Raw genomic sequence first — 24,635 nt, 5'->3', positions numbered from 1 at the left:
TCGCTATCAGGTGCCGCGCGGTTTGGCCCGTGCGGTAGCCTGAGCTGATTTGGGGTCTTCGGGCCAGACATGACGGGGGTATCGCCCCTTCATTTCGGTGCGTACCTCCGGCCAGGAACCGTTCCAGAAACCGACTATATCCTTGGTAATCTGGATTGGGCGATGGGCCGGCGACAACAAGGCCAGGGTCAGGGGCGTTTTGTTGACGCCAACCGTCGGATGACGGGACGTGCCATAAAACTCCGTTACCCGCGCTTCAACCCGCGGGCCGCCTTCGGCACCGTAATCAATGCGCGCCCCATTGCCAGTCGGCAAACGCAGGCTTTCCGGCGCCAGAGCATCAAGATTTCGTTGCTGTTCGTAACTGAGCAAACTGGTTAGCGCTTGGGTAACGTCGTGTGCCGTAAGATTCAGCAGCGGACGCCCTCCGGCATAGGGTCCAAGCCAATCCTCAAGGGTTTGCAACAAGGCCGCATCCGACATATCAGGCCATGACAGGTCATCATTTCGCAAAAACTGCACGCGCTGACGTAAACTTTCCGCATGATCCGAAAATTTCAGCGCTTTCAGCCCTTTAGATTTTATTTCCTCAGCTTGAACTTTCACTAATAATTCTGCGGGTACGCGCTCCATAGGCTTGGAGGACAGCACAACTTGCCCTAGCCGAACCTGTTCGAAAGCCCGGAAATTACCGCCTGCGCTTTTCTGAATCACCGTAGCCGTCTCCAGACGGTTTGCGAACAGGCGCATAATCTCATCGGCAGTCAGCGCAGACCCCAGCAATATGCGATCACGGGCACTGCCGCCGCCCAGATCACCAACGGCGAGATAAGACGATCTGGCTAAAGGATCGGTTTCATCCACATAGGCGCCGCGGCCATTGGCCATGACGAATTCACCGGGCTTCCCTCGTGCCTTGGCGGTGCGTTCAGGAAAAGCTTCGGCTAACAGGTAGGCTGAGTTTTTACCCACATCCGTTTGTTTAATTTCTTTTTTAATCAGAGTATCCGCCAGACGTGTCCAGTTCTGCGCCAGACTACGCGCCTGAACCGCTTTGGGCGTCTTGTCACGGCTTAAGCCCTCAAGGCGGGTTTCCAGATCGGTCGATTTCCCACCCAACCCATTTTCAGACAACAGAGCCGCCAGGGCTGCACCGATCGCGCTCTGGCCTTGTTTGGCCGCCTGGAGCAACATATTGGCTAGACGTGGCGACATCGGTAACTGCGACATCAAACGCCCATGTGTCGTCAGTTCGCCTTTGTCATCCAGCGCGCCCAGGGCCTGCAGCAACCGTGTCGCCTCAGTCATGGCCCCTTCAGGGGGATGATCGAGCAGGTTCAACCCCATCGTCGATTTCGCGCCCCACATCCGCAAATCCAGCACCAGCCGTGACAGATCGGTTTCCAGAATTTCCGGTCGTGCAAAGGGGATTAACGACAGATCCTGTTCTTTATCCCAAAGACGGTAACAGTCCCCAGCCTGTGTCCGCCCTGCACGGCCACGGCGCTGATCGGCAGAGGCTTTTGTCACCCGCTCGGTTACGAACCGCACGGTCCCGCGTGCAGGGTCGTAACGCCCAAGCCGCGACACGCCGCTGTCAATGACCATTGTTACCCGATCCAGGGTCAGCGAGGTTTCAGCAATGGCTGTAGCCAGTACAATCTTCGGACGCCCCACTGTATTTTTGCGCAAAACAGCAGACTGATCACGGACATCCATTGCGCCATAGAGTTTGCAAAGTTCGATATGGTTATGAAGTCCGCCGTCTTCCAAACGACTGGCCACGCGGTGAATCTCTCCCTGCCCCGGCAGAAAAACCAGCATAGTTTCAGCCTGTTCAGGCGTGAGTTTAGATTGTAATCTTAAGATATGGCGGGCGACATCATCTTCCAGTCGCAGCCCCTGATCCCGGCCCAGATAGTGGGTGGTGACCGGATAGGCGCGACCTTCGGAATGAAAGGTTTGCGCATCAGGCAAAATCGATGACACACGCTCCCCATCCAGCGTCGCCGACATGACCAAAAGTCGTAAATCATCGCGCAACAGAGTTTGGGTATCGCGTGCAAAAGCCAGCCCCAGATCAGCATCCAGACTACGTTCATGAAACTCATCAAAAATGACGCCGCCCACGCCATCAAGGGCGGGATCATCGACGATGCGGCGCGAAAATATGCCTTCGGTGACCACTTCAATCCGGGTGTTAGGGCCAATCCGGCTTTCGCCGCGCACCCGAAAGCCCACGGTTTCACCGACAGCTTCGCCCAAGGTCTCCGCCATACGCGCCGCCGCCGCCCGGGCCGCCAGCCGACGCGGTTCCAGCAGAATCAGGGTTTGGCCCTTGAGCCACACCTCATCCAACAAGGCCAGAGGTATACCCGTCGTCTTGCCCGCGCCCGGCGGCGCGATAATCAGGGCCGTGGTTCGGCTTTGCAGATACGCCTTAAGCGGCGAATATATCTCTTCGACAGGCAACATAATTCGCCTCCCTAGCAGAATTTTCCGCCAAATGTCACGCATAGGCTAAATTTCTCATTAAACTTGGCTGTTAACTGGTGAAATCTGCCCACAAATAGCTGTTGCTTAGTTGAAAATGTGACATTAACGTCATGTCTTTAGAGTTTTATGCCGCGAGTGAAAATGGCGGCACCATGCGAGGGGTCTCATGTCCAACAACCTTGGTCGGCTGTTCCAGAAAAAGTCGATTGCCAATATCCAAAAAGAAGCGGCCAAAAGTCCGCTCAAGCGCACGCTTGGGCCGATTAATCTCATGTCGCTCGGTGTCGGCGCTATTATTGGCGCCGGCATTTTCGTTCTTACCGGTCAGGTGGCGTCGGCCAATGCCGGGCCAGCAATCATGTTATCCTTTGTTGTGGCAGGCATTGCCTGTGCGCTGGCCGGCCTCTGTTATGCCGAACTGGCGTCAACCATGCCGGTGTCGGGGTCGGCCTATACCTACGCCTACGGCACGCTGGGCGAAGTCTTCGCCTGGATCATGGGCTGGCTGCTGGTGCTGGAATACGGGATTGCTGCCTCTACTGTGGCGGTCGGCTGGTCTGGCTATGTAGTCAGTTTACTGGGGGACTTCGGGGTGCATTTTCCGGCCATCGGCACCGGTACCGACCACCCGGCAACCATGTGGGCCACACCTTTGGTTCGCGCCGTAACCGATGATGGCGGACACACGACGATGATGCTGTCAGGTACATTTAACCTGATCGCCGCTATCGGCATCGCCGCCGTGACCTGCCTGCTGGTTTTGGGCGTCAGCGAATCAGCCAACGTGAACAACTTCATTGTCGTTCTGAAGATCATCGTACTTCTGACCTTCATAGCAGTCGGCATTACCTATATTAACCCTGACAACTGGCACCCCTTCATTCCGCCCGCCACCGGCAATCCGGGTGAGTTTGGTGTAGGCGGTATTTTCCGCGGGGCCGCCATTATCTTCTTCGCCTATGTCGGCTTTGAGGCCGTCTCAACCGCTGCCGCCGAAGCCAAGAACCCAAGTCGCGATGTCCCCGTCGGCATTCTGGGCGCACTGATCATCTGCACCATCATCTATATGGCCGTCGCGGCCGTCATGACCGGCGTGGTACCCTATCTGGAACTGGCCAGCCCAGCGCCGATTGCGGTGGCTATCGACCGCATGGCGCTGACCTGGGCCAACTTCCCGTGGCCATTTGTCGAAGGTGGCCAGATGAACGCCATCAGCCTGCTGATTAAGGTCGGAGCGGTTGCGGGTCTATCGTCCGTCATGCTGGTACTGTGCTTTGGCCAGACCCGCATCTTTTACACCATGTCGCGTGACGGCCTGTTGCCAGCCGTATTCTCGAAAATCCACGATAAGTTCCGCACCCCCTGGCTCGGCACCATTCTGTTGGGGATCATGGTTGCGGTGGCCGCCTCGTTCCTGCCTATCAGCCTGCTGGGTGATCTGGTGTCGCTTGGAACTGCGGTCGCCTTCTCGATCGTGTGTTTGTCGGTTATTTATCTGCGTATCACACATCCTGAGATGGAGCGTCCGTTTAAGGTGCCCGGCGGAATATTTACGGCGGTTCTGGGTATTCTGGCCTGTTTGTTCCTGGCCACGCAGAACTTCGCCCCAATGGTTGATCACGCCATGAAGGGCAACACTCTGCCGCTGACTATTCTGGTGTGTTATGCCATCGTAGGCGCGCTGATATATGCCGCTTACGGGTTCTGGCACTCAAAGCTGTCTAAGGGCATTGATATTACCGAAGACGCCGATCTGTCCTCACCGGCCGATGCGTTCCGCGGCAATATCGACGATAAGAAATAGGATGTAATATCCTGTAGAGTTCAAAGCCCCTATGTTTTAGAACATAGGGGCTTTTCTTTTTGGAGTTCCCCTGTGTCCGACGCCCCTATCCGCTTGTTTGTCGCCCCCGTAACTCCATTGCAGCAAAACTGTACGGTCGTCTGGTGCACGAAAACCAACAAGTCTGCGGTCATTGATCCGGGCGGTGACCTTGAGGCCGTGCTGGGGGAAATTAAACGGCGCGGGTTGAGCGTCGATAAGATATGGATCACCCACGGCCATGCCGATCACGCCGGCGGTGCCGCTGAGCTAAAAGAACGCACGGGGGCCACTATCGAGGGCCCGCACCGTGACGATCAGTTCTGGATCGACCGCATCCCCGAAGCCGGTCAGCGCTACGGCGTCGAAGGCATGCGCGTGTTTGAAACCGACCGCTGGCTGGAAAACGGCGATACGGTCACTTTGGGTGAAACCGAATGGGAGGTTTATCACTGCCCAGGTCATACGCCCGGCCACGTGGTTTTCTTCCACCGTCCGTCGAACTTCGCGCAGGTCGGCGATGTTCTATTTAAGGGCTCAATTGGGCGAACGGACTTCCCGCGCGGCAATCACGCTGATCTGATCAAGGCGATTACCACGCGGTTATGGCCGCTGGGGGACGTCCAGTTCGTGCCGGGACACGGCCCGATGTCGAGCTTTCATCAGGAACGCCAAACTAACCCCTATGTCGCGGATCGGGTGATTGCTCATTCTAAAGCCAACACATCCGGGCCGGGCTGATTAGCCTTTCAACAGTGGCGCGAGTTTCTGTGCGACACTCATATCGCCAAGGATCTTCATCTTACCCTGCATGAAGGCCATCATCGGATCAAGCTGGCCTTTGGCCATAGAGATCAGATCATCCAGCCCAATGATGACGGTCGTATCAGCAGCACCATCGTCATTAGTGACGACGTTAGGCACCTGTGCAGCATTGATCAGGATTTTACCGGCATCCCCGAAGTCCAGTTTGACGATTTTACCCAAACCGGAGTCCTCTCCGACCGAAGATTTGATTTTTTCTGTGATGGTTGCCAAATCGGACATGGTATCCTCCTGAACAGGCTTATATAGGTGGCTGCGACCTTACGCCGGATTTTCGGCAGAACAAGTATGACGCCACGGAACCTGGCGCAATTTTTTGAGATTTCATGTCCTCTTCCCCAAAATACTATGATGCCGCCATTATTGGCGCCGGTGCCGCAGGCCTTATGTGCGCGATCGAAGCCGCCAAACGCGGTAAACGCGTGGTCGTGCTGGAGCATGCCGATGCCCCGGCCGAAAAGATTCGTATCTCCGGTGGCGGGCGCTGTAACTTCACCCATCTGCGCGCCCATTCGCACAATTACCTGTCGCAAAATCCGCGCTTTTGTATTTCGGCCCTAAAGCGTTACACGCCGCGCGACTTCGTGAGCCTGGTCGAACGGCATAAGATTCCTTACCATCAAAAGACCGAGGGGCAGTTGTTTTGTGATGAATCCGCCATGGATATCATCGACATGCTGCTGAATGAGTTACGTGACAATGGCGGTGAACTGTGGCTGCAAACCCCGGTCACGGCCATTACCAAAAATGACGCCGGTTTTGAGATCACGACACCTAGTGAGACTGTTAGGGCTCATAAAATCGTCATTGCCACCGGTGGTTTGTCGATCCCTAAGCTAGGCTCACCATTCGCCTATGAGACCGCAAAGCAGTTCGGCCATGTGATCACCCCCATGCGTGCTGGTTTGGTGCCGCTTACCCTCCACCCGGATAAGATACAGGCTCTGGATATGGCCGGTGTTTCGATGCAGGCCCGCGTTAAGGTCGGCAAGACCAAGTTTGAAGACGGCTTTTTATTCACCCATCGCGGCCTGTCTGGTCCGGCTATACTGCAAATCTCCAACTACTGGCAGATGGGCCAAACGCTTGAAGTTGACCTCCGGCCCGATATGGATCTGATGGAATGGTTCCGGGCCAAGCGCAAAACCCGCCAATCCCTGCACACGGCCCTGTTTGAAATCCTGCCGCGTCGTCTGGCGGAAAAGATCATGGCCGCACAGGGTCTGAGCCCGGAAACAGTTGAGACCAAGATCGCCGATATGTCCGATGTCAAAATCAAGGGTATCTTATCGCATATTCAGCCGTGGAGCCTGATCCCAGACGGCACCGAAGGCTATCGCACCGCCGAAGTCACGCTCGGCGGCATCGACACCAAGGATATCTCATCGCAAACCTTTGAAAGCCAGTTGTGCGCAGGTCTTTATTTCATCGGCGAAGCGCTGGATGTTACCGGCTGGCTGGGCGGCTATAACTTCCAGTGGGCGTGGTCATCGGGCTGGGCCGCCGGTCAGGCTATATAGGCATCCCGTGAAAAAGTCCTTCGCTCAGCTTCGCTTTCGTCTCAGTGTACTTTTCCACGATTGAAGATTTAAAAATTCAAGCAAAAATAAAAACCCCTGAGTGCGGACACTCAGGGGTTTTTTGTGACTTACCCAATGGCGTTTAACGCGCCACGTTCCGGGTCCAGGGGGTTAACCCCCTGGTTATTCGCCAGCCGGGGCTTCGAGCAGGATTTCCGCAGGTAGCGGCTCCATCGTCTCTTCGCGGGTCTGAGCCAGTTGCTCATCACGCTTGAGGGCGATGCGCTGGAGCGAGCGCAGATAAGCGCCCGTACCGGCCGGGATCAGACGACCGACGATGACGTTTTCTTTCAGGCCGTCCAGCGTATCGACCTTGCCGTTGACCGAAGCTTCGGTCAGGACGCGGGTCGTTTCCTGGAACGAAGCGGCCGAGATAAACGACTTCGTTTGCAGAGACGCCTTGGTGATACCGAGCAGGATCGGCTGAGTGACCGCCAAACGACCCCCGCGCTTTTCCGTCTTGGCATTATCAAGATCAACCTCAGTCTTATCCAGATGATCGCCCTTGATCAGGCCGGTATCGCCCGGCTCAAGGATTTCCACCTTTTGCAGCATCTGACGCACGATCACTTCGATATGCTTATCGTTGATCGGCACGCCTTGCAGACGGTAAACGTCCTGCACTTCGTTGACCAGATACTCAGCCAGAGCCTCAACACCCTGAATACGCAGCAGATCATGCGGGTCAGGGTTGCCGTCGATGATGTAGTCACCCTTCTGGATGAAGTCGCCATCGTGAACCGAGATGTGCTTGCCTTTCGGGATCAGGAACTCAACGGCTTCCGAACCATCTTCCGGCGTGATCTTGATACGGCGCTTGTTCTTATAGTCGCGACCAAATTCTACGCGGCCATCCATTTCGGCGATGACAGCGCAGTCTTTCGGACGACGGGCTTCGAACAGTTCAGCAACGCGCGGCAGACCACCGGTGATGTCGCGGGTCTTGGCACCTTCGGTCGGGATACGCGCCAGGATTTCACCCGGACGAACCTCGTCACCATTACCGACCGAGAGAATAGCCCCGACCGGCAGCAGGTAACGCGACTCAGTGCCGTTGGCCAGACGCTTATAGGCGCCGGCATCGTCAACAATGCCCATGCCCGGACGCAAGTCAGACCCACGCGGCGAAGCGCGCCAGTCAGCCACCACGCGGTTGGTGATGCCGGTGGCTTCGTCGGTTTCTTCACGCACCGACATACCGTCAGTAAGGTCTTCAAAGCGCACCTTACCACCAACTTCGGTGATGATCGGGGTGGTATATGGATCCCACTCCGCCAGACGCTGGCCCTTCTTGACTTCTGAGCCGTCAACGACCCGCAGGCGCGAACCGTAAGGCACCTTATAGGTCTCACGGTCTTTACCATCATGGTGAACCGTGATCATGACGTTACGGCTCATAGCGATCAGGTCACCGTGGGTGCCCTTAACCGTATTGCCGCCGGTCAGCTTGATCACGCCGTCTGCGGTCGTTTCATAGAACGACTGCTCGGCCACCTGAGCGGTACCGCCAATGTGGAAAGTACGCATGGTCAACTGAGTACCAGGCTCACCGATCGATTGCGCCGCGATGACGCCGACGGCTTCGCCCATATTGACGCGTGTCCCGCGGGCCAGATCACGACCGTAGCAGGCCGCACAGGCACCGAGTTCAGCCTCACAGGTCAGAACCGAGCGAACCTTAACCGACTGAACGCCCGAAGCTTCGATAATATCGACCACTTCTTCGTCCACATAGGTATCGGCTTCGACCACAACTTCCTGCGTCGCCACGTCCTTGATGTCCTCAGCCGTGGTGCGGCCCAGAACGCGCGCGCCCAGCGATACCAGCACGTCACCGCCTTCGACCACGGCGCGGAGCGTGATGCCCTTCGTCGTGCCGCAATCCGGCTCCATGATGATACAGTCCTGAGCGACGTCAACCAGACGACGGGTCAGATAACCGGAGTTCGCCGTCTTCAGCGCGGTATCGGCCAGACCTTTACGGGCACCGTGGGTGGAGTTGAAGTACTCCATAACCGACAGGCCTTCTTTGAAGTTCGAAATGATCGGGGTTTCGATGATTTCGCCCGACGGTTTGGCCATAAGGCCGCGCATACCACCAAGTTGCTTCATCTGGGCTTGTGAGCCCCGGGCACCGGAGTTGGCCATCATGTAGATCGAGTTGATCTCTTTTTCAGTACCATCAGCATTGAGGTGCTTACGGCTGATTTCCTTCATCATTTCGTCAGACACGCGGTCGGTAGCTTTCGACCAGGCGTCAACGACCTTGTTGTACTTTTCGCCCTTGGTGATCAGACCGTCAGCATATTGCTGCTCGTATTCCTCAACCAGGTTACGGGTTTCTTCGACGATACCCTTCTTGGAATCCGGAATAACGATGTCGTCCTTGCCGAAGGAGATACCAGCGCGAGCCGCTTCTTTGAAGCCGAGCGCCATCATCTGGTCAGCGAAGATCACGGTCGCCTTCTGGCCGCAGTGGCGATAAACCACGTCGATCAGGTTGCCGATTTCCTTTTTCGTGAGGTTCTTTTCCAGAACCCGGATACCGATCGAGGCGTGACGCGGCAGCAGGGCTGCGATCTTCATGCGGCCCGGCGTCGTGTCGATGACACGGGTGCGGGTTTCGCCGTCTGGATCGACTTCGGTGAAGCGGCACTTGACCTTGGCGTGCATGGAGACAACACCGGCATCGAGCGCGGCCTGAATTTCGTTCAGGTCGGCAAAGATCATGCCTTCGCCCTGCTCTTTTTCCTTCACGAGCGAAAGATAATAAAGCCCCAGCACGATATCCTGAGACGGCACAATGATCGGCTTACCGTTGGCCGGCGACAGGATGTTGTTGGTCGACATCATCAGGACGCGGGCTTCAAGTTGGGCCTCAAGCGACAGCGGGACGTGAACGGCCATCTGGTCACCGTCGAAGTCGGCGTTAAAGGCCGAACAAACGAGCGGGTGCAGACGGATAGCCTTACCTTCGATCAGCTTGGGTTCAAACGCCTGAATCCCAAGACGGTGAAGGGTCGGGGCGCGGTTCAGCATGACCGGATGTTCGCGGATAACCTCTTCGAGGATATCCCAAACCTGCGGCTGCTCACGCTCGACCATGCGCTTGGATTGCTTGACGGTGCCGGACAGGCCCTTAGCATCCAGACGCGCATAGATGAACGGCTTGAACAGTTCCAGGGCCATCTTCTTGGGCAGACCGCACTCGTGCAGCTTAAGTTCCGGGCCCACGGTGATAACCGAACGGCCGGAATAGTCGACGCGCTTTCCGAGCAGGTTCTGACGGAAGCGGCCTTGCTTCCCTTTCAACATGTCAGCCAGCGACTTCAGCGGACGCTTGTTGGCGCCCGTGATGACGCGACCACGACGACCGTTGTCAAACAGGGCATCAACCGATTCCTGCAACATGCGCTTTTCGTTGCGGATGATGATGTCCGGCGCGCGCAGTTCCATCAGGCGCTTCAAACGGTTATTCCGGTTGATCACGCGGCGATAGAGGTCGTTGAGGTCGGAGGTCGCGAAACGGCCACCATCCAGCGGCACCAGCGGGCGCAGTTCAGGCGGGATGACCGGCACAACCGTCAGGATCATCCACTCAGGCTTATTGCCCGATTCCATGAATGCTTCGATCAGCTTAAGGCGCTTGGACGCCTTCTTGGCTTTCATTTCCGAAGGATTATCAGCCAGATCCGCACGCAACTTATCGGCAATCTCACTGAGGTTCATCGACATCAGCATGTTGCGGATAGCTTCGGCACCGATTTCAGCCGTGAAGCTGTCGTCGCCAAATTCTTCCTGATAGCGATAATATTCGTCTTCGGTCAGAAGCTGGTTCAGCTTAAGCGCGGTCAGACCTGGCTCAGTGACGATGTAGTTTTCAAAGTACAGAACCCGCTCAACGTCCTTAAGCGCCATGTCGAGAAACATGGAAATCCGGCTGGGGAGTGACTTCAGGAACCAGATGTGAGCAACCGGTGACGCCAGTTCGATATGGCCCATGCGCTCACGGCGAACGCGCGACAGGGTGACTTCCACGCCGCACTTTTCGCAGATAATCCCCTTGTACTTCATGCGCTTATACTTGCCGCATAAGCACTCATAGTCCTTGGTCGGGCCAAAAATACGGGCACAGAACAGGCCGTCACGCTCAGGCTTGAACGTCCGGTAGTTGATGGTTTCCGGTTTCTTGATCTCACCGAACGACCACGACAGGATCTTTTCGGGCGACGCCAGAGTGATACGGATCTGGTCGAAGGTCGGGGCGACCTGGACCGGATTAAAAATATTGAGGACTTCCTGGTTCATCCAGTTGCTCCATATGGTGCCGTAAGCACCTAAAAAATCAGTAGAAAACGGGCGAAGGCAGAGGGGAGAGCTTGCGCCCTACCCCTGACCATTCTCCAGTTCCACATTCAGACCTAAAGATCGCATTTCCTTGATCAGGACGTTGAAGCTTTCCGGGATACCGGCCTCGAAGCTGTCATCGCCACGGACGATGGCTTCATAGACCTTGGTACGACCGGCGACGTCATCCGACTTAACGGTCAGCATTTCCTGCAGGGTATAGGCGGCACCGTAAGCTTCCAGAGCCCAGACCTCCATTTCCCCGAAGCGCTGACCGCCGAACTGCGCCTTACCGCCCAGCGGCTGCTGGGTGACGAGCGAGTATGGCCCGATAGAGCGGGCGTGAATCTTATCGTCGACCAGGTGGTGCAACTTCAGCATGTAGATGATGCCGACGGTGACGGGACGCTTGAACTGCTCACCCGTCAGACCATCAAACAGGATCGACTGACCGGAACGATCAAGACCGGCAAACTCCAGCATACCTTCAATGTCGTCCATATGGGCGCCATCAAAGACCGGGGTGGCAATCGGCACGCCACGCGACAGGTTCTTGGCCAGCTCGATCAGAGCCTCTTCCGTATCCGGAAGCTCCTGCTCCTGACCATAGACGCCACGCAGGTGATCGATCAGCGCCTGCTTCTGACCGCCATTCTGCCAGTCTTCCAGCAGATTAGCGATTTGCTTGCCGACGTTAGCACAGGCCCAGCCGAGGTGAGTTTCAAAGATCTGACCGACGTTCATGCGCGATGGCACGCCCAGCGGGTTCAGCACGATATCAACGTGCTCACCATCGGCGAGGAACGGCATGTCTTCGACCGGGAGAATCTTGGAAATAACCCCCTTGTTGCCGTGACGGCCGGCCATCTTATCACCCGGTTGCAGCTTGCGCTTCACGGCCACGAAGACCTTGACCATCTTCATGACGCCCGGCGGCAGTTCGTCACCGCGTTGCAGCTTCTCGACCTTATCCTCAAAGCGACGGTCCAGACGCTTGCGCGCCTCAGTGAACTGGCGATTCATGGCCTCAAGCTCGCCCATGATCTTTTCGTCTTCGAGGGCGATCTGCCACCACAGGCCTTTGGAGACTTCGGACAGCTTCTCTTCGGTGACCTCACCACGCCCCATGCCCTTCGGCCCGGAGATGGCAACCTTACCGAGGACGATGTCCTTCAGACGGCCATAGATGTTGCGCTCAAGGATCGACAGCTCATCGTCGCGGTCCTTGCCCAGACGTTCGATCTCGTGACGTTCAATCGCCAAAGCGCGTTCGTCTTTTTCAACGCCGTGGCGGTTGAAGACACGCACTTCAACGATCGTACCAGCCACACCCGGTGGCAGACGAAGCGAGGTATCGCGAACGTCAGACGCCTTTTCACCAAAGATGGCGCGCAGAAGCTTTTCTTCCGGCGTCATTGGGCTTTCGCCCTTTGGTGTCACCTTACCGACCAGAATATCGCCCGGCTGAACCTCGGCGCCGATGGCCACAATACCGGCCTCGTCGAGGTTACGCAGAGCTTCTTCACCGACGTTTGGAATGTCGCGGGTGATTTCTTCTGGCCCAAGCTTGGTGTCGCGGGCCATCACTTCAAACTCTTCCAGGTGGATAGAGGTGAAGATGTCATCACGCACGATGCGCTCGGAAATCAGGATCGAGTCTTCGAAGTTGTAACCGTTCCACGGCATGAACGCGACCAGCACGTTACGGCCCAGAGCCAGATCACCGAGGTCAGTCGATGGACCGTCAGCGATGATGTCATGCGCGGCCACCTTATCGCCAACTTTTACGATCGGACGCTGGTTGATACAGGTGTTCTGGTTAGAGCGCTGGAACTTCGACAGGCGATAGATATCAACGCCCGGCTTGGTCGGATCGGTCTCTTCGGTAGCGCGAACCACGATACGGGTCGCATCGACCTGCTCAACCACGCCAGTACGGCGGGCAGCAATGGTAGCCCCGGAATCGCGCGCCACAACCTCTTCCATGCCGGTGCCGACGAACGGAGCGTCCGCCTTAACCAGAGGCACGGCCTGACGCTGCATGTTCGAGCCCATCAGCGCGCGGTTGGCGTCATCGTTTTCAAGGAACGGGATCAGGGCCGCAGCGACCGAAACCACCTGCTTCGGCGACACGTCCATATAGTCGATCTGGTCTTTACCCGACAGGGTGACATCGCCGTTGATACGGACGGTCATCAGATCGTCGCCCAGATGGCCCTTGATGATCGGCACGTTCGCCTGAGCGATGGTGTGCTTGGACTCTTCCATGGCCGACATATAGACGACCTCTTCCTGCACCGCGCCGTCGATGACCTTACGATACGGCGATTCAATAAAGCCGTACTTGTTCACGCGGGCATGGGTGGCCAGCGAGTTGATCAGACCGATGTTCGGGCCTTCCGGAGTCTCAATCGGGCAGATACGGCCATAGTGGGTCGGGTGAACGTCGCGAACTTCAAAGCCGGCGCGCTCACGGGTCAGACCGCCAGGGCCCAAGGCCGACAGACGACGCTTATGGGTAATTTCCGACAGCGGGTTGGTCTGGTCCATGAACTGCGACAACTGCGACGAGCCGAAGAATTCACGCACGGCAGCCGCAGCGGGTTTAGCGTTGATCAGGTCGTGCGGCATGACGGTGTCGATATCGACCGACGACATACGCTCCTTAATGGCGCGCTCCATACGCAGCAGACCGACGCGGTACTGGTTTTCCAGCAATTCACCGACCGAACGCACACGACGGTTACCGAGGTTGTCGATATCGTCGATTTCACCACGGCCATCGCGCAGACCGACCAGGATCTTGAGGATGCTCAGGATGTCATCTTTGCGCAGAACGCGCACATCGTCTGCCACTGACTGCTCAAGACGCATGTTCATCTTGACGCGACCGACGCTCGACAGGTCGTAACGCTCCATATCGAAGAACAGGCTATTGAACATAGCCTCAGCCGCTTCGATGGTCGGAGGCTCACCCGGACGCATGACGCGGTAAACGTCAAACAAAGCATCTTCGCGTGAAGAGTTCTTATCGACACGCAGGGTTGAGCGCATGTAAGGCCCAACGGTAACATGGTCGATGTCGAGCACGTCTACGGTCGAGAAACCGTTTTCTTCCAGAGTCTTGATGGCCACCGCGTCAAGCTCATCACCGGCTTCGGCGTAGATTTCACCGGTCTGGAAGTTGACGGCGTCACGCGCCAGATAACGACCGTTCAGGGCGTTTTCCGACAGCAGCAGCGATTTCACGCCACCATCAGCCAGCTTCTTGGCGGTACGGGCCGAAATCTTGGTGCCTGCCTGGGCGATCACTTCGCCGGTATCAGCATCAACCAGATCAAACTCCGGCTTCACACCACGCCAGCGCTCAGGCTTATAAGGCGTGACCCAACCAGCGTCTTTTTTCTCATAGGGCACGACATCGTAAAAGGTCGTGAGGATTTCTTCGCCGTCAAGGCCAAGCGCCTGCAGGAAGGTGGTCGCCGGCAGCTTGCGGCGACGATCGATACGGACGTACACAACGTCCTTGGCATCGAATTCAAAGTCGAGCCACGACCCGCGGTAAGGAATGATACGCGCGCCAAACAACAGCTTACCCGACGAATGGGTCTTGCCCTTGTCGTGATCGAAAAATACGCCCGGCGAGCGGTGCATCTGGGAAACGATAACGCGTTCAGTACCGTTGACGACGAAAGTGCCCTTATCGGTCATGAGCGGGATATCGCCCATGTAAACGTCCTGCTCCTTGATGTCCTTGACGGAGCGGGCACCGGTATCTTCGTCGGTTTCAAACACAATCAGGCGCAGCTTGACCTTCAGCGGCGCCGCATAGGTGATGTCGCGCTGGATACATTCTTCAACGTCATACTTGGGCTCTTCGAACTCATAGGACACATATTCCAGCGTCGCACGCTCGTTGAAGTCCTTGACCGGGAACACACTTTTGAAAACAGCCTCCAGGCCGTCATCAATGCGCTCGACCGGGCGGACGAAGCGTTGCAGAAATTGTTCATAAGATGAGCGCTGAACCTCGATCAGGTTCGGCATACGAATAGCTTCAGGGATACGGCCGAAAGATTTCCGGATCCGCTTCTTTTCAGTAAAAGACTGCGCCATTTTTATCCTTGCGTGGAAACGCTGTGCTTTGGATGCGCCGTTGAATGCGGGCATCCGGGGGTTCAAGGTGTCGTCACACCCACCGGGTGTAAAAGTTGCCTTGCGTCCGCTCTTTATGAAGCGACAAATCGCCTCAGACGCTTTGTTTTTATGGCTTTGCGATCTAAGCCAAACCCTTCGCCGACGAAAAGAGCATAATGTCAGCCATCAGGTAAATTCGCAGGATGCGCGAAACGCAGTACGAGTCGCAATCCAAGAGAGCACGCCATAGCGCACTTATCCCCGCCTGTGAAGAGGGCATCCTCAATATTTTTTGAAAATGTCAAGAATTAAAATTCCAGGTCGTGAAAGCGGCTCTGAAATCATGTGCAGTCCTCATGAACTTCGACAAAGCGGGTCTGAACCTGACAGACAGCGACCCCTTCAAATCCGCACACCACGCCCCGCCCGCGCGCCGAGCAACTCCAGTGATCAGGCCGTACATCCGACTTTCTGAGCCGGTACTGCCCCGCCTCGTAATTTCGACACATAACCGCCGCATCGGTTTTACCCGACGCGATGGCAATATCTTTGGCCGCCCCTTGCGAAACCGAGGGCACCAAAGCCGTCATCACCAGAAGAGGAAGGGTTTTTTCCTCGCCGTCCCAGTTTTCACGCTCCACGCGGCGGCAGGTTTGCAGGCGCAACATAGCTTCGCGCGCAAACTCCCCTTGCGGATAAATTAGCAAATACTGGCGCAACCCCTCACCATCCGTGCGTGATGAAGCCGCCACCCAGAACCGCTCTTCGGTTGGCGAGGCCACGCCGGCCAGCCCGCCATAGGAGCACACAGGCCGAAACCAGCCCTGCCCGCAAAAAACCGTCGCCGCCCCCAAAGCGTTACTGGATAAAGTAATCCACGCCCCAAATATAAAGATAAGCACCCCAAGAAAATAGGGGGTAGCCACAAACCGCTTAATCGCTGATTTAACTTGCTTTTTAAAAGTTATCACGGCACGCCTCCCACATGGCGATCCTGGCAGCTTGATTTTGTTGCTGCCACCCGAATTATCCACAGAGTAGCGTATGAAAACGCCGTGTCAACATGGTTAAAAATCAGCGACAAGACGATCCGCTTGATCGCCACTCAGGAAAACCTGAACCGCCTCAATTCTCTGCAAATCCTTCGGCCGGCCAAACCGACGCAGAATAGCCACCTGCTCATTCAGATCTGGAAGGAAAATTCCACCCGCCGAAACGCAACTTTCAAAACGCAAGCGATGCCATTCCACCCCGAAAACGTCCAGATCTCCCATGAAATCAACTATAACTCCGCCATCGGGTCTATACTGAAAAAACGGCCGCGAGCGAAAACGCTCATCAGGTTTGGACGCAACCGGCAATGACACCTTTAAGGCCCGGCGCACGCCCTCAATCACCTCAAACGGTGCCACCACATCGACATCTTCTGGCTGTGGCACGACAGGAACCCCACTCAGCCACAGGGCCCCAGATCCGATAACCCGCCATGATGGTTCAGGCGGCATCACCTCACGCAGGAAATCAAATGTCCGCAAAAGCGCCTGCGTCATATCTCCACTCCGGTGCTAACGAAAACAGGCCCGAAGGTTTCCCTTCGGGCCTGAGCTTTAAAGTAATATGGCCAAAAGCCTGAATTACTTAACTTCGACCTTGGCGCCAGCTTCTTCAAGCTTCTTCTTGATGTCGGCAGCTTCTTGCTTGGAGATGTTTTCCTTAACGGTTTGCGGAGCGCCTTCAACCAGGTCCTTGGCTTCCTTCAGACCGAGGTCCGAACGGATGCCACGGATTTCCTTGATCACGTTGATCTTCTTGTCGCCGCCGTCAACGATGACAACGGTGAACTCGGTTTGCTCTTCAGCAGCTTCAGCCGGAGCAGCGGCAGCGCCACCAGCAGCGGCAACAGCAACCGGAGCAGCGGCAGAAACGCCCCATGCTTCTTCAAGAGCCTTCGACAGTTCAGCAGCTTCGAGAACGGTCAGGGTGGACAGGTCGGCGACCAATTGTTCAATTTTAGACATTGTATTTCCTTAAGTAGGTATAGGTTTGTGAGTGGTATGAGCTGATTAAGCGGCGTCTTTTTTGGCATACGCGCCAAAGACGCGTGCCAGTTGACCCGCCGGTGCTTGCAGAACGCCAGCGATACGGGTCGCAGGTGCCTGAATAAGACCGATAAGCTTGCCGCGAAGTTCGTCGAGCGACGGCAGTGTGGCCAGAGACTTGACGCCAGCTTCGTTCAGGACTTCGGTACCCATGAGGGCGCCAACGAGCTTGAGCTTGTCATTCTCTTTGGCGTACTGGGCCGTAATCTTGGCGGCAGTGACGGGGTCCGGGCCGTAAGCCAGCGCGACCGGGCCTTTGAACAGGGCATCGCCCTTTTCGCCGACCGAGCCGTCGAGAGCCTTTTGAGCCAGACGGTTCTTAAACACCTTAAGCACAGCGCCTTCTTTACGAAGACGGTTGCGCAGTTCAGCCATTTCCACAAAGGTCAGACCCGAATACTGGGTCACAACCACGACGCCTGAGTCAGCGAAGATGCCCTTAAGCTCTTCGATCGAACTGGCTTTTTGTGCGCGGTCCATTTGCGGCCTCCAATTGAGGTGATATCTGAAGGGGGAATTCCCAACAGACGTAACAAACGACAAAATCGCGTCAGGTTACCCTGATGCGGTTTGTCACTGTCCATGATGAGAAGCTAATCACCCAAGGGCCGCACGCGCTTCCTATACACAAGGAAATCGTGCAATCTTGATGGCGTGTCGCGTCCCGTCTATTTTCGGTCTTTCGGGGGCTCCCGGAAGTTTATGGAACAGGCGGCCCCTGCTCCCCGAAGGTCTCGGACAGAACGGAGTGGAAACTGATTTCCACGCCGGAGCGTAGCCTTTACAAGCAAAGTCTTGAAAATGCAAGCATGTATCTGGTCTTTTTAACGGCGGAACAACTCAAGGATCATCTGCGAGCTTTTGTTAGCCATCGACAGCGCCAGTATCCCCAACTGCATTTTGGTCTGGAGTGCTTGTAATTTGACGCTTTCCTTGGCCATATCAGCATCCACCAGATTACCGACCCCAGCCTCCATGGCATCCTGAATTTTATAGAGCATGGTCGATTGCCGATCCAGCATCTTTGAATCCGTACCCAGTTTCGCCAGACTAAGATTGGTATTTTTAATCGCCCAGTTGGTGGCATCGATAAATTTCTGAGCATCCGCCGCCGTAGTGATGGGCCCAAGCGTGACCGCCCCATGCCCCGGCACGCTGCCCCACAAGCCGGCCAGAGACATATCCTGCGCACGGATGGTCATAGTGTCACCGCCAAGGCCTGCAAGGACGCTTATGTTTTGATTTCCGGCGCCGATCAGACTTGTGCCGTTAAATGAAGATGTCCGGGAAATGCGGTCCACCTGTTTAGCTAGAGTCATGAACTCTTCTGACAGGGCCGCCCGCGCCGTCGTATCAATCGACGTATCGGATGCCGCGAGCGCCTTTTCTTTCATCAGAGTGAAGATGTCTGAGATCGACTCGCCCGCGGCCATGGCCACATCGATGACGGACTTGCCGCGATTGAGCGAGGTTTGCAGAACATCAATCGATGAAATCTGCGAGCGTTGATAATTGGCGATGGCCCATACCGCGCCATTATCCTTGGCACTGGCGACCTTAAGGCCCGTAGAAATACGCCTTTGTGTCACCGCCAACTCCGCCGCCGTCGCATTTAAATTTTGCAACGCCGTTAAGGCCGCTCTGTTGGTCAGGATCGACATACCCGGCACGGCACGCCTCCTTTCCAATGAGAAATAATGGCATTTTGCCAGCAATTGCGTGTAGCCGGCAAAATATTACACCTGAGTAAAGGTGCGGTTAAGGGAGCTTATTGGAACAGGCCCAAAATCATGCTGGGTGCGCGGTTGGCAATGCTTAATGACTGCTGCACAAGCGACATACGAGTTTGCACCGAAGTCATGCGGGCACTTTCTTTCGCCATATCGGCATCGACCAGATTGCCAACACCTTCTGTCATTGCATCCTGCAGTTTATATAAAAACTGCGACTGCCCGTCGATCGCCTTCGCGGCACTGCCCAACGCCGACAGCCTTAAACTGACACGCTTAATGGCGATATCCATTGCCGGAATAAAATCAGCAGCCTCGGTCGCCGTCGTAAACGGCAGGGTCGCCGATGCAATCGGCATATTCCACCACAGACCATCAACCCCCAGCGATAAATTCTGAGCCTGAACTGTGATGGTGTCCTGCGTAAGCGAAGCCGGCACAACCATATCTTCTGCGCCTTCATCAATCAGATTTGTGCCGTCGAACTCAGCGTTTTTGACCGCGTGCCAGATCTGACGGATAAGATCCATGAAATCTTCGGACATCGTCGTGCGTGCGGTCGTATCAAGCGATGTATCCGCGGCTGAGACTACCCGCGTTTTCATTTCATCCAGGACATCCGCTACCGTTTCACCGGCACTCATAGCCACATCGATGACAGAACTGGCACGTTCCAAAGACCGCTGTAAAACATCAAGCGACGACACTTCCGAGCGTTGCATCACCGCAATCGCATATACCGCACCGTTATCCTTGGCGGTCGCAACTTTAAGGCCTGTAGTTATGCGACTTTCCACCTCACGCACTTGCCGCGCGGTCGCATTCAAAGCCTGGAGTGCTGCCATAGCACCTGTATTCGTATTGGCGGTCACAACTGACACGAGCGATCCTTGCCATTCTGGTTAGGAGTTAATTTACCCGGCATTTTGCCAGAATCACGCACACGCATACATACTATGGAATCAGACTGTCGAACCTTGGTGAACAAAACCTTAACCAATTCCGAACTATCGATTTTCGATTGCTCCGCCCTGCTCTTTTTGGCATGGGAACCAAATGATTTCAGAGATTACAGACTTTTTGGGCTCGACAACACCGCAGGCCTGGATTGAGGCCGCAATTGCCAATCAAGATCTGCTGCTTCTTGACCATAAGAACTGTGAATATAAGGCGGCCAGCAACGCACTTAATCTGATGGCCAAGTACAATACCCGTGAAGCGCTTATGAATGCCATGTCACGCTTAGCCCGCGAAGAACTGGTGCATCACGAGCAGGTCATGAAGCTGATGAAAAAGCGCGGAGTCCCTTTGCGCACGCTTTCGGCGTCGCGCTACGCCGCCGGTCTGCGGCAAATGGTACGCCGGACGGAGCCCGGCATGCTGACCGATATACTGGTGATCTCAGCCTTTATCGAGGCGCGATCTTGCGAACGCTTTAACGCGCTTTACCCTCATCTGGATGACGAGCTGGGAAAATTCTACAAAGGCTTGCTGGAAAGCGAGGGGCGGCACTTCACCGGCTATCTGAAGCTAGCGCATCTTTATGGTGATGCCGATGATGTGGCAGATCGTATCAAAGCCATCCGCCCGGTTGAGCAGGCGCTGATTTCCGCTCCAGATACAGAGTTCCGCTTTCATAGCGGCACACCGACAAACTGAGACGGATAATAAAAAAGCAAAAATCAGCGAAGAACCGCTTCGAGCTGATTTTTCCGTTCTTACCCGCGACAAAGTACAGCGAGCATAGCGAGGGACTTTGGAGGGAAGTATATTTGGTGGGCGATGACGGGTTGTCTATGATGTTGATTTTCTTCGGTTTTCATTAAGCGATCCGTTTTCTAAGGATGCCTTATTGAACCATGCAACGCGCCGACTGGGGAAGCGTATCGTGTTTATAAAGACCGCCCGAAGCCGGGTTATTGGAGACAGGCTCCGGGAGGCTGGGGTAACGCTCAGACCGGGAGCGTTATGGATGAGCCTGACCCGCGATGATACGCTTCACGGCTCCCATGAGGCTTGTATGACGACCTGTGGCGGGTTCTGCGCGGTTGGTCGCGGCGATCTGGCCACGCATGTTCATCAGCCATGAGCGGTAGCAGGCCAGTTCGTATTTGAGGCGACGATCCTTGGCCCGGTCGAGGCGGATGTCGATCCTCTCAACAACATAGGTCAGGAGGCCGATGGCCTCGTCGTGATCATAGTGCTTGAGCAGTTCCCGGATCAGACCGGGCGACACATGGTCGTGGTAAAGCTGTCGATCTTCGGCATGGAACTGACCGGCTGGGAGGAAGCTTAGAAGCCACTCCTCGCTTCGGGTGATGTAGGTCTGGGGCATGGGCTTTTCTCCTCTTCGTGGGTGCCCATGTATTTATGCTCCGTCGCCCAGACCGGGGTGATTTATGACGAAAGCCTGCCTAACTATTAAGTGGGACTTAAAGGTTCACTTCCCGGCCAGCTTGAGCAACTTCTCGCCGTCAGGCCGTAGCTGCCCGTTGGGACTGACGAGCCTGTAAAGCGTGTTCCGGGTGATGCCCAGTTCGGCGCACAGGTCGGCGACGTTCGTATCCCGGTGCATCATTGCGGCTTGTGCCCGGCGCAAGCCAGATGGTGTCAGGGCGAACTTGCGACCTCCCAGTCGTCCACGGGCGCGGGCAGCCTGTAGTCCGGCAACAGTGCGCTCCCGGATCAATTCCCGTTCGAACTCGGCGAGACTGGCGAAGATGCCGAAGATGAGCTTGCCGCTCGCCGTCGTCGTATCGATACTGGCTCCATGCCCGGCAAGGACACGAAGGCCGATGTCCCTGTGGGTCAGGTCATGCACGGTGTTGATCAGGTGACGCAGATCGCGGCCCAAGCGGTCGAGCTTCCAGATGACCAGCGTATCGCCTTCACGCAGGGCTTTGAGACAGGCCATCAGTGCCGGGCGATCATCCTTCTTCCCACTGGCGACATCTTGGTAGATGTCCTCGACCTTCACCCCATGCTCGATCAGAGCATCCATCTGCATGTTGGTCGTCTGATCATGGGTGCTAACCCGTGCGTAGCCAATCTTCAATCAACGCTCCTGTAAAAGCCTATGTCCTTCAAATGTTGGGTTACGTGATGTCGCAAGCAATCCCTTGCACGGTCTGCATTTGCGTCACTGAACCCGTGAGATAAATTGTCTCATGCAAAGGCTGGTCTGTCGAAGTATCCGGGACACTTTTTTCACGAGATTGACCCGGCCATGCTACTCCCCAGTCCTGACGTGCGTGTCTGGTCATGAGGGGGGCCTGCGGCCCCGGCGAACTTGACTGGGCAATGAAGAGGCAACAAGGAACGGCGGTCTGGCCATGAGGTAGTCAATCGTTTAAGGCCGGGCCTTCGATGATGTCCACCAAGTCCTTCGGCACATCATAGTGGTCGATCCAGCACTCGATGATCACCGCAGGTGGAACCTGCGCTGATCCTCTCGCTGGCTGGCGTCGCAGCCGACTGGCGGGACAATGAGCCATTGATCGCCATCGCCCGGCGACCGGGCACCGGCCGAAGGCCATAATGCCACACAGTCCCTTGTCAGCCGGGTCTTCCAGACCTCGATTTCTTGAATCAAGTCATAGGCACAGCCGGGAACAGGTGGCTTCGGGGATGCTGTGTATGCGGTGTTGTGGAGCGAAGCGGAGCAATAGCGCATTAAAGGATGGTCGAAGGGGCTTGTTCTCTACCAGCGGCCAACAGGTCGCCCCTCAAGGGCTGACATGGCGGCTGCTGCGACGCATCACTCATCCTCAAAGCCTCAAGGCCGGTCTAAGTCATTGAGAGGATCATGTTCAACGCCTGAACGGAGCCGGGCATCGCCTGCGGCTTTACCGCCTCCGGGATGAGGTCGTGGCCTTTACTCGTTCCTGCCGGGGCATCCACTCGTATAGGCCCGTCCTCGTCAAAAAATATCTGACGTTTTTATATAGAATACATGTCCGTCAGATATTTTTAACCGCATCATGCTACCATCATGCGAACCACGACCCTGCTTGAAAAGGTCTTATACCACAATGGCTAAACGAACCCTCAACGTCATCACCGGCAACCAAGGTGCAGGGAAAACTGATAAGCTCAGGAATGTCGCGGCCATGACGCCGGGGCGTTATCTATTTGCGTGTCCGACCATCGAACTCGCCGAAGAACAGGAAGCGCGGGCGAAGAAGGAAGGGTTGATCCCGTATATCCGGAGACTTCATTCCGGGGGTAAGACCAATGGCAAGGTCTTTGACCAACTCGTCGCGCTCAAGGACGAGATCAATGCCCATCATCCCCACGCCGTCGTGTTCATCACCCACGAGACCTTGATCGGGAATGCCTTCAACGCCTTCCAAGGGTGGAGCGTGATGATCGATGAAGCCCCATCGACCCTACACTCCGGTCAGGTTCAAGCAGGGGCGACCTACGACCTGATCATAAACGGCCTAGTTCCGGCCGGTAGCAACAACGGCTGGACGCACTATACGATGGACGGCGTAGCCGCGAACAAACCGCGCCACAACGATCTGAGTAAAGACGCACAAAAGTTCCTCAAAGAAGCATTGCGGCCGACCGGAGTTTTCATTGAGGACGCGGCGCTCAAGGCCCGCAAAGCCTTCCGCTGGTTTTCATTCTGGTCTCCGACGTATCTGTCTGCTTTCAATGAGATTTATATCTCGGCATCCAATTATAAAGGTAGTCTGGGTTACCGCGCGATGGCATTCTTCTTCTCGCATATTTTCCACTTGGTCGAGACCGATGTATCTCGTCCCCGGACCGGCCAGCCAGAAATTGAGATACGCTACTTCGCCGATTCACACACCGGCAGCACGAGCTTTTGGGACAGCGAGGATGGTCTCAAAGCTATTGTCGAGGTTGCTGACTACATATCCAAACACGACCCTGACCTCGGTTTCTGGTCAGCCAATGGGAGTGTCGAGAAACGGTTCCAAGGACGGTTTGGTGGCGAGTTCATTGCGCCTTTGGCGATGGGTCTCAACAAATTCCGACATCTTACGAAATGTGCGTTCATCTACAGCGCCAAATACACGCCGACCGACAAACCCATTACCGAGGTTACGGACATTACGGCGGCTGACATCACTGATGCGCGAGAGACCGAGGCAATCCGTCAGATGATCATGCGCGGAGCCATCCGAAACGGGGACCATTCAGGACCGTATCTGATCTATCTCTATGAGAAGCCGCAGGCTGAGGCGGTTCAGAAACATCTGAATAAGAACGGTTTTAATAATGTCGTGCTGACCCATGTGGGGTCGAGCGCAATGTCGTCCATCAACCGAAAGATCGCCACCTTGGTCGAGAAATCAGATGAAGAACGCTTAGCCGAGATGAAGGCTGCGTCTGCCGCACGATCCAAACGCAATGACGACAAGAAGTTCGTGGAGAAATGGGCGCGGAAGGCGGTAGCTGCCGGGTATAATCGTTTGGCTGACTTTAGTGCGACCGAATTGAAGGGCTGGCAGAAACGCCGGGACCCACTTATCTCATATGTCGACAAGGCTATCCCACTGCTTGCGGCTGGACAGGATATGCCGCTTTTGAAGGACTTGGATTAGGCGGTTATCTCGTAGTATACATT

The 24,635-nt window shown here is 55.7% G+C and carries 17 protein-coding genes; 5 read left to right on the top strand and 12 right to left on the bottom strand.

Features of this window, described 5'->3' with window-relative positions:
- Positions 1-6 precede the first annotated feature (6 nt).
- Entirely contained in the window at positions 7-2,475 is a 2,469-nt protein-coding gene (gene hrpB, locus PQU98_RS01080) for an ATP-dependent helicase HrpB (protein WP_272743037.1), read from the bottom strand.
- A gap of 187 nt (positions 2,476-2,662) precedes the next feature.
- Between hrpB and PQU98_RS01075 the strand changes: the two genes are divergently transcribed.
- Positions 2,663-4,300, top strand: a complete 1,638-nt coding sequence (locus PQU98_RS01075; RefSeq protein WP_272743036.1) for an amino acid permease — start codon at positions 2,663-2,665, stop codon at positions 4,298-4,300.
- 72 nt (positions 4,301-4,372) lie between these two features.
- Complete coding sequence (locus tag PQU98_RS01070; protein WP_272743035.1) at positions 4,373-5,059, top strand: MBL fold metallo-hydrolase; 687 nt, start codon at positions 4,373-4,375, stop codon at positions 5,057-5,059.
- On the opposite strand, the gene PQU98_RS01065 is transcribed toward PQU98_RS01070, so the two are convergent.
- The gene (locus PQU98_RS01065) at positions 5,060-5,365 is read right to left on the bottom strand and encodes an SCP2 sterol-binding domain-containing protein (protein ID WP_272743034.1); all 306 of its coding nucleotides are present in this window, start codon (positions 5,363-5,365) and stop codon (positions 5,060-5,062) included.
- A gap of 104 nt (positions 5,366-5,469) precedes the next feature.
- Here PQU98_RS01065 and PQU98_RS01060 point away from each other — a divergent pair, with 104 nt between their 5' ends.
- Entirely contained in the window at positions 5,470-6,663 is a 1,194-nt protein-coding gene (locus tag PQU98_RS01060) for a BaiN/RdsA family NAD(P)/FAD-dependent oxidoreductase (RefSeq protein ID WP_272743033.1), read from the top strand.
- 183 nt (positions 6,664-6,846) lie between these two features.
- Here the strand turns inward: PQU98_RS01060 and rpoC are convergent, their stop codons facing one another.
- The 8 genes from rpoC to PQU98_RS16990 all read right to left on the bottom strand — a co-directional run bounded on the left by rpoC (position 6,847) and on the right by PQU98_RS16990 (position 19,917).
- Positions 6,847-11,031 carry a DNA-directed RNA polymerase subunit beta' gene (rpoC, locus tag PQU98_RS01055; protein ID WP_272743032.1) on the bottom strand — a complete coding sequence of 1,395 codons (4,185 nt, stop codon included), beginning with the start codon at positions 11,029-11,031 and terminating at the stop codon, positions 6,847-6,849.
- 78 nt (positions 11,032-11,109) lie between these two features.
- The gene (gene rpoB / locus PQU98_RS01050; RefSeq protein WP_272743031.1) at positions 11,110-15,186 is read right to left on the bottom strand and encodes a DNA-directed RNA polymerase subunit beta; all 4,077 of its coding nucleotides are present in this window, start codon (positions 15,184-15,186) and stop codon (positions 11,110-11,112) included.
- A gap of 362 nt (positions 15,187-15,548) precedes the next feature.
- The gene (locus PQU98_RS01045) at positions 15,549-16,178 is read right to left on the bottom strand and encodes a hypothetical protein (protein ID WP_272743030.1); all 630 of its coding nucleotides are present in this window, start codon (positions 16,176-16,178) and stop codon (positions 15,549-15,551) included.
- A gap of 96 nt (positions 16,179-16,274) precedes the next feature.
- The gene (locus PQU98_RS01040) at positions 16,275-16,757 is read right to left on the bottom strand and encodes a nucleotidyltransferase family protein (RefSeq protein WP_272743029.1); all 483 of its coding nucleotides are present in this window, start codon (positions 16,755-16,757) and stop codon (positions 16,275-16,277) included.
- A gap of 84 nt (positions 16,758-16,841) precedes the next feature.
- On the bottom strand, positions 16,842-17,225 hold the full coding sequence (gene rplL, locus PQU98_RS01035; protein WP_272743028.1) for a 50S ribosomal protein L7/L12: 384 nt from the start codon (positions 17,223-17,225) through the stop codon (positions 16,842-16,844).
- Between the two features lie 45 nt (positions 17,226-17,270).
- The gene (gene rplJ / locus PQU98_RS01030) at positions 17,271-17,786 is read right to left on the bottom strand and encodes a 50S ribosomal protein L10 (protein WP_272743027.1); all 516 of its coding nucleotides are present in this window, start codon (positions 17,784-17,786) and stop codon (positions 17,271-17,273) included.
- Positions 17,787-18,130: 344 nt separating this feature from the next.
- Positions 18,131-18,967, bottom strand: coding sequence for a flagellin (locus PQU98_RS01025; protein WP_303649468.1), 837 nt, complete (start codon positions 18,965-18,967; stop codon positions 18,131-18,133).
- Positions 18,968-19,074: 107 nt separating this feature from the next.
- Positions 19,075-19,917, bottom strand: a complete 843-nt coding sequence (locus tag PQU98_RS16990) for a flagellin (RefSeq protein ID WP_272743025.1) — start codon at positions 19,915-19,917, stop codon at positions 19,075-19,077.
- Between the two features lie 175 nt (positions 19,918-20,092).
- On the opposite strand from PQU98_RS16990, the gene PQU98_RS01015 reads away from it, so the two are divergent.
- Positions 20,093-20,695: a MiaE family protein gene (locus PQU98_RS01015; RefSeq protein ID WP_272743024.1), complete on the top strand. Its 603-nt coding sequence runs from the start codon at positions 20,093-20,095 to the stop codon at positions 20,693-20,695.
- A 307-nt stretch (positions 20,696-21,002) separates the two neighbouring features.
- Here PQU98_RS01015 and PQU98_RS01010 read toward each other — a convergent pair whose 3' ends face one another.
- Together PQU98_RS01010 and PQU98_RS01005 are read right to left on the bottom strand one after the other, a co-directional pair.
- Positions 21,003-21,371 carry a hypothetical protein gene (locus tag PQU98_RS01010; protein ID WP_272743023.1) on the bottom strand — a complete coding sequence of 123 codons (369 nt, stop codon included), beginning with the start codon at positions 21,369-21,371 and terminating at the stop codon, positions 21,003-21,005.
- Positions 21,372-21,476: 105 nt separating this feature from the next.
- Positions 21,477-22,091, bottom strand: a complete 615-nt coding sequence (locus tag PQU98_RS01005; RefSeq protein ID WP_272743022.1) for a recombinase family protein — start codon at positions 22,089-22,091, stop codon at positions 21,477-21,479.
- Positions 22,092-23,067: 976 nt separating this feature from the next.
- On the opposite strand from PQU98_RS01005, the gene PQU98_RS01000 reads away from it, so the two are divergent.
- Positions 23,068-24,612 (top strand): DEAD/DEAH box helicase family protein, encoded by a 1,545-nt coding sequence (locus tag PQU98_RS01000; protein ID WP_272743021.1) that lies wholly within the window; start codon positions 23,068-23,070, stop codon positions 24,610-24,612.
- Positions 24,613-24,635 lie beyond the last annotated feature (23 nt).

The sequence above is a fragment of the Asticcacaulis machinosus genome, from assembly GCF_028550435.1.
Taxonomy (GTDB): domain Bacteria; phylum Pseudomonadota; class Alphaproteobacteria; order Caulobacterales; family Caulobacteraceae; genus Asticcacaulis; species Asticcacaulis machinosus.
This window is presented reverse-complemented; position numbering and strand designations above follow the sequence as displayed.

Bases quoted from the DNA above. Each gene is read 5' to 3' on its own strand.
- hrpB (WP_272743037.1), bottom strand. From the start codon at position 2,475: ATGTTGCCTGTCGAAGAGATATATTCGCCGCTTAAGGCGTATCTGCAA.
- PQU98_RS01075 (WP_272743036.1), top strand. From the start codon at position 2,663: ATGTCCAACAACCTTGGTCGGCTGTTCCAGAAAAAGTCGATTGCCAAT.
- PQU98_RS01065 (WP_272743034.1), bottom strand. From the start codon at position 5,365: ATGTCCGATTTGGCAACCATCACAGAAAAAATCAAATCTTCGGTCGGA.
- PQU98_RS01060 (WP_272743033.1), top strand. From the start codon at position 5,470: ATGTCCTCTTCCCCAAAATACTATGATGCCGCCATTATTGGCGCCGGT.
- rpoC (WP_272743032.1), bottom strand. From the start codon at position 11,031: ATGAACCAGGAAGTCCTCAATATTTTTAATCCGGTCCAGGTCGCCCCG.
- rpoB (WP_272743031.1), bottom strand. From the start codon at position 15,186: ATGGCGCAGTCTTTTACTGAAAAGAAGCGGATCCGGAAATCTTTCGGC.
- PQU98_RS01040 (WP_272743029.1), bottom strand. From the start codon at position 16,757: ATGACGCAGGCGCTTTTGCGGACATTTGATTTCCTGCGTGAGGTGATG.
- rplL (WP_272743028.1), bottom strand. From the start codon at position 17,225: ATGTCTAAAATTGAACAATTGGTCGCCGACCTGTCCACCCTGACCGTT.
- rplJ (WP_272743027.1), bottom strand. From the start codon at position 17,786: ATGGACCGCGCACAAAAAGCCAGTTCGATCGAAGAGCTTAAGGGCATC.
- PQU98_RS01025 (WP_303649468.1), bottom strand. From the start codon at position 18,967: ATGTCGATCCTGACCAACAGAGCGGCCTTAACGGCGTTGCAAAATTTA.
- PQU98_RS01015 (WP_272743024.1), top strand. From the start codon at position 20,093: ATGATTTCAGAGATTACAGACTTTTTGGGCTCGACAACACCGCAGGCC.
- PQU98_RS01010 (WP_272743023.1), bottom strand. From the start codon at position 21,371: ATGCCCCAGACCTACATCACCCGAAGCGAGGAGTGGCTTCTAAGCTTC.
- PQU98_RS01000 (WP_272743021.1), top strand. From the start codon at position 23,068: ATGGCTAAACGAACCCTCAACGTCATCACCGGCAACCAAGGTGCAGGG.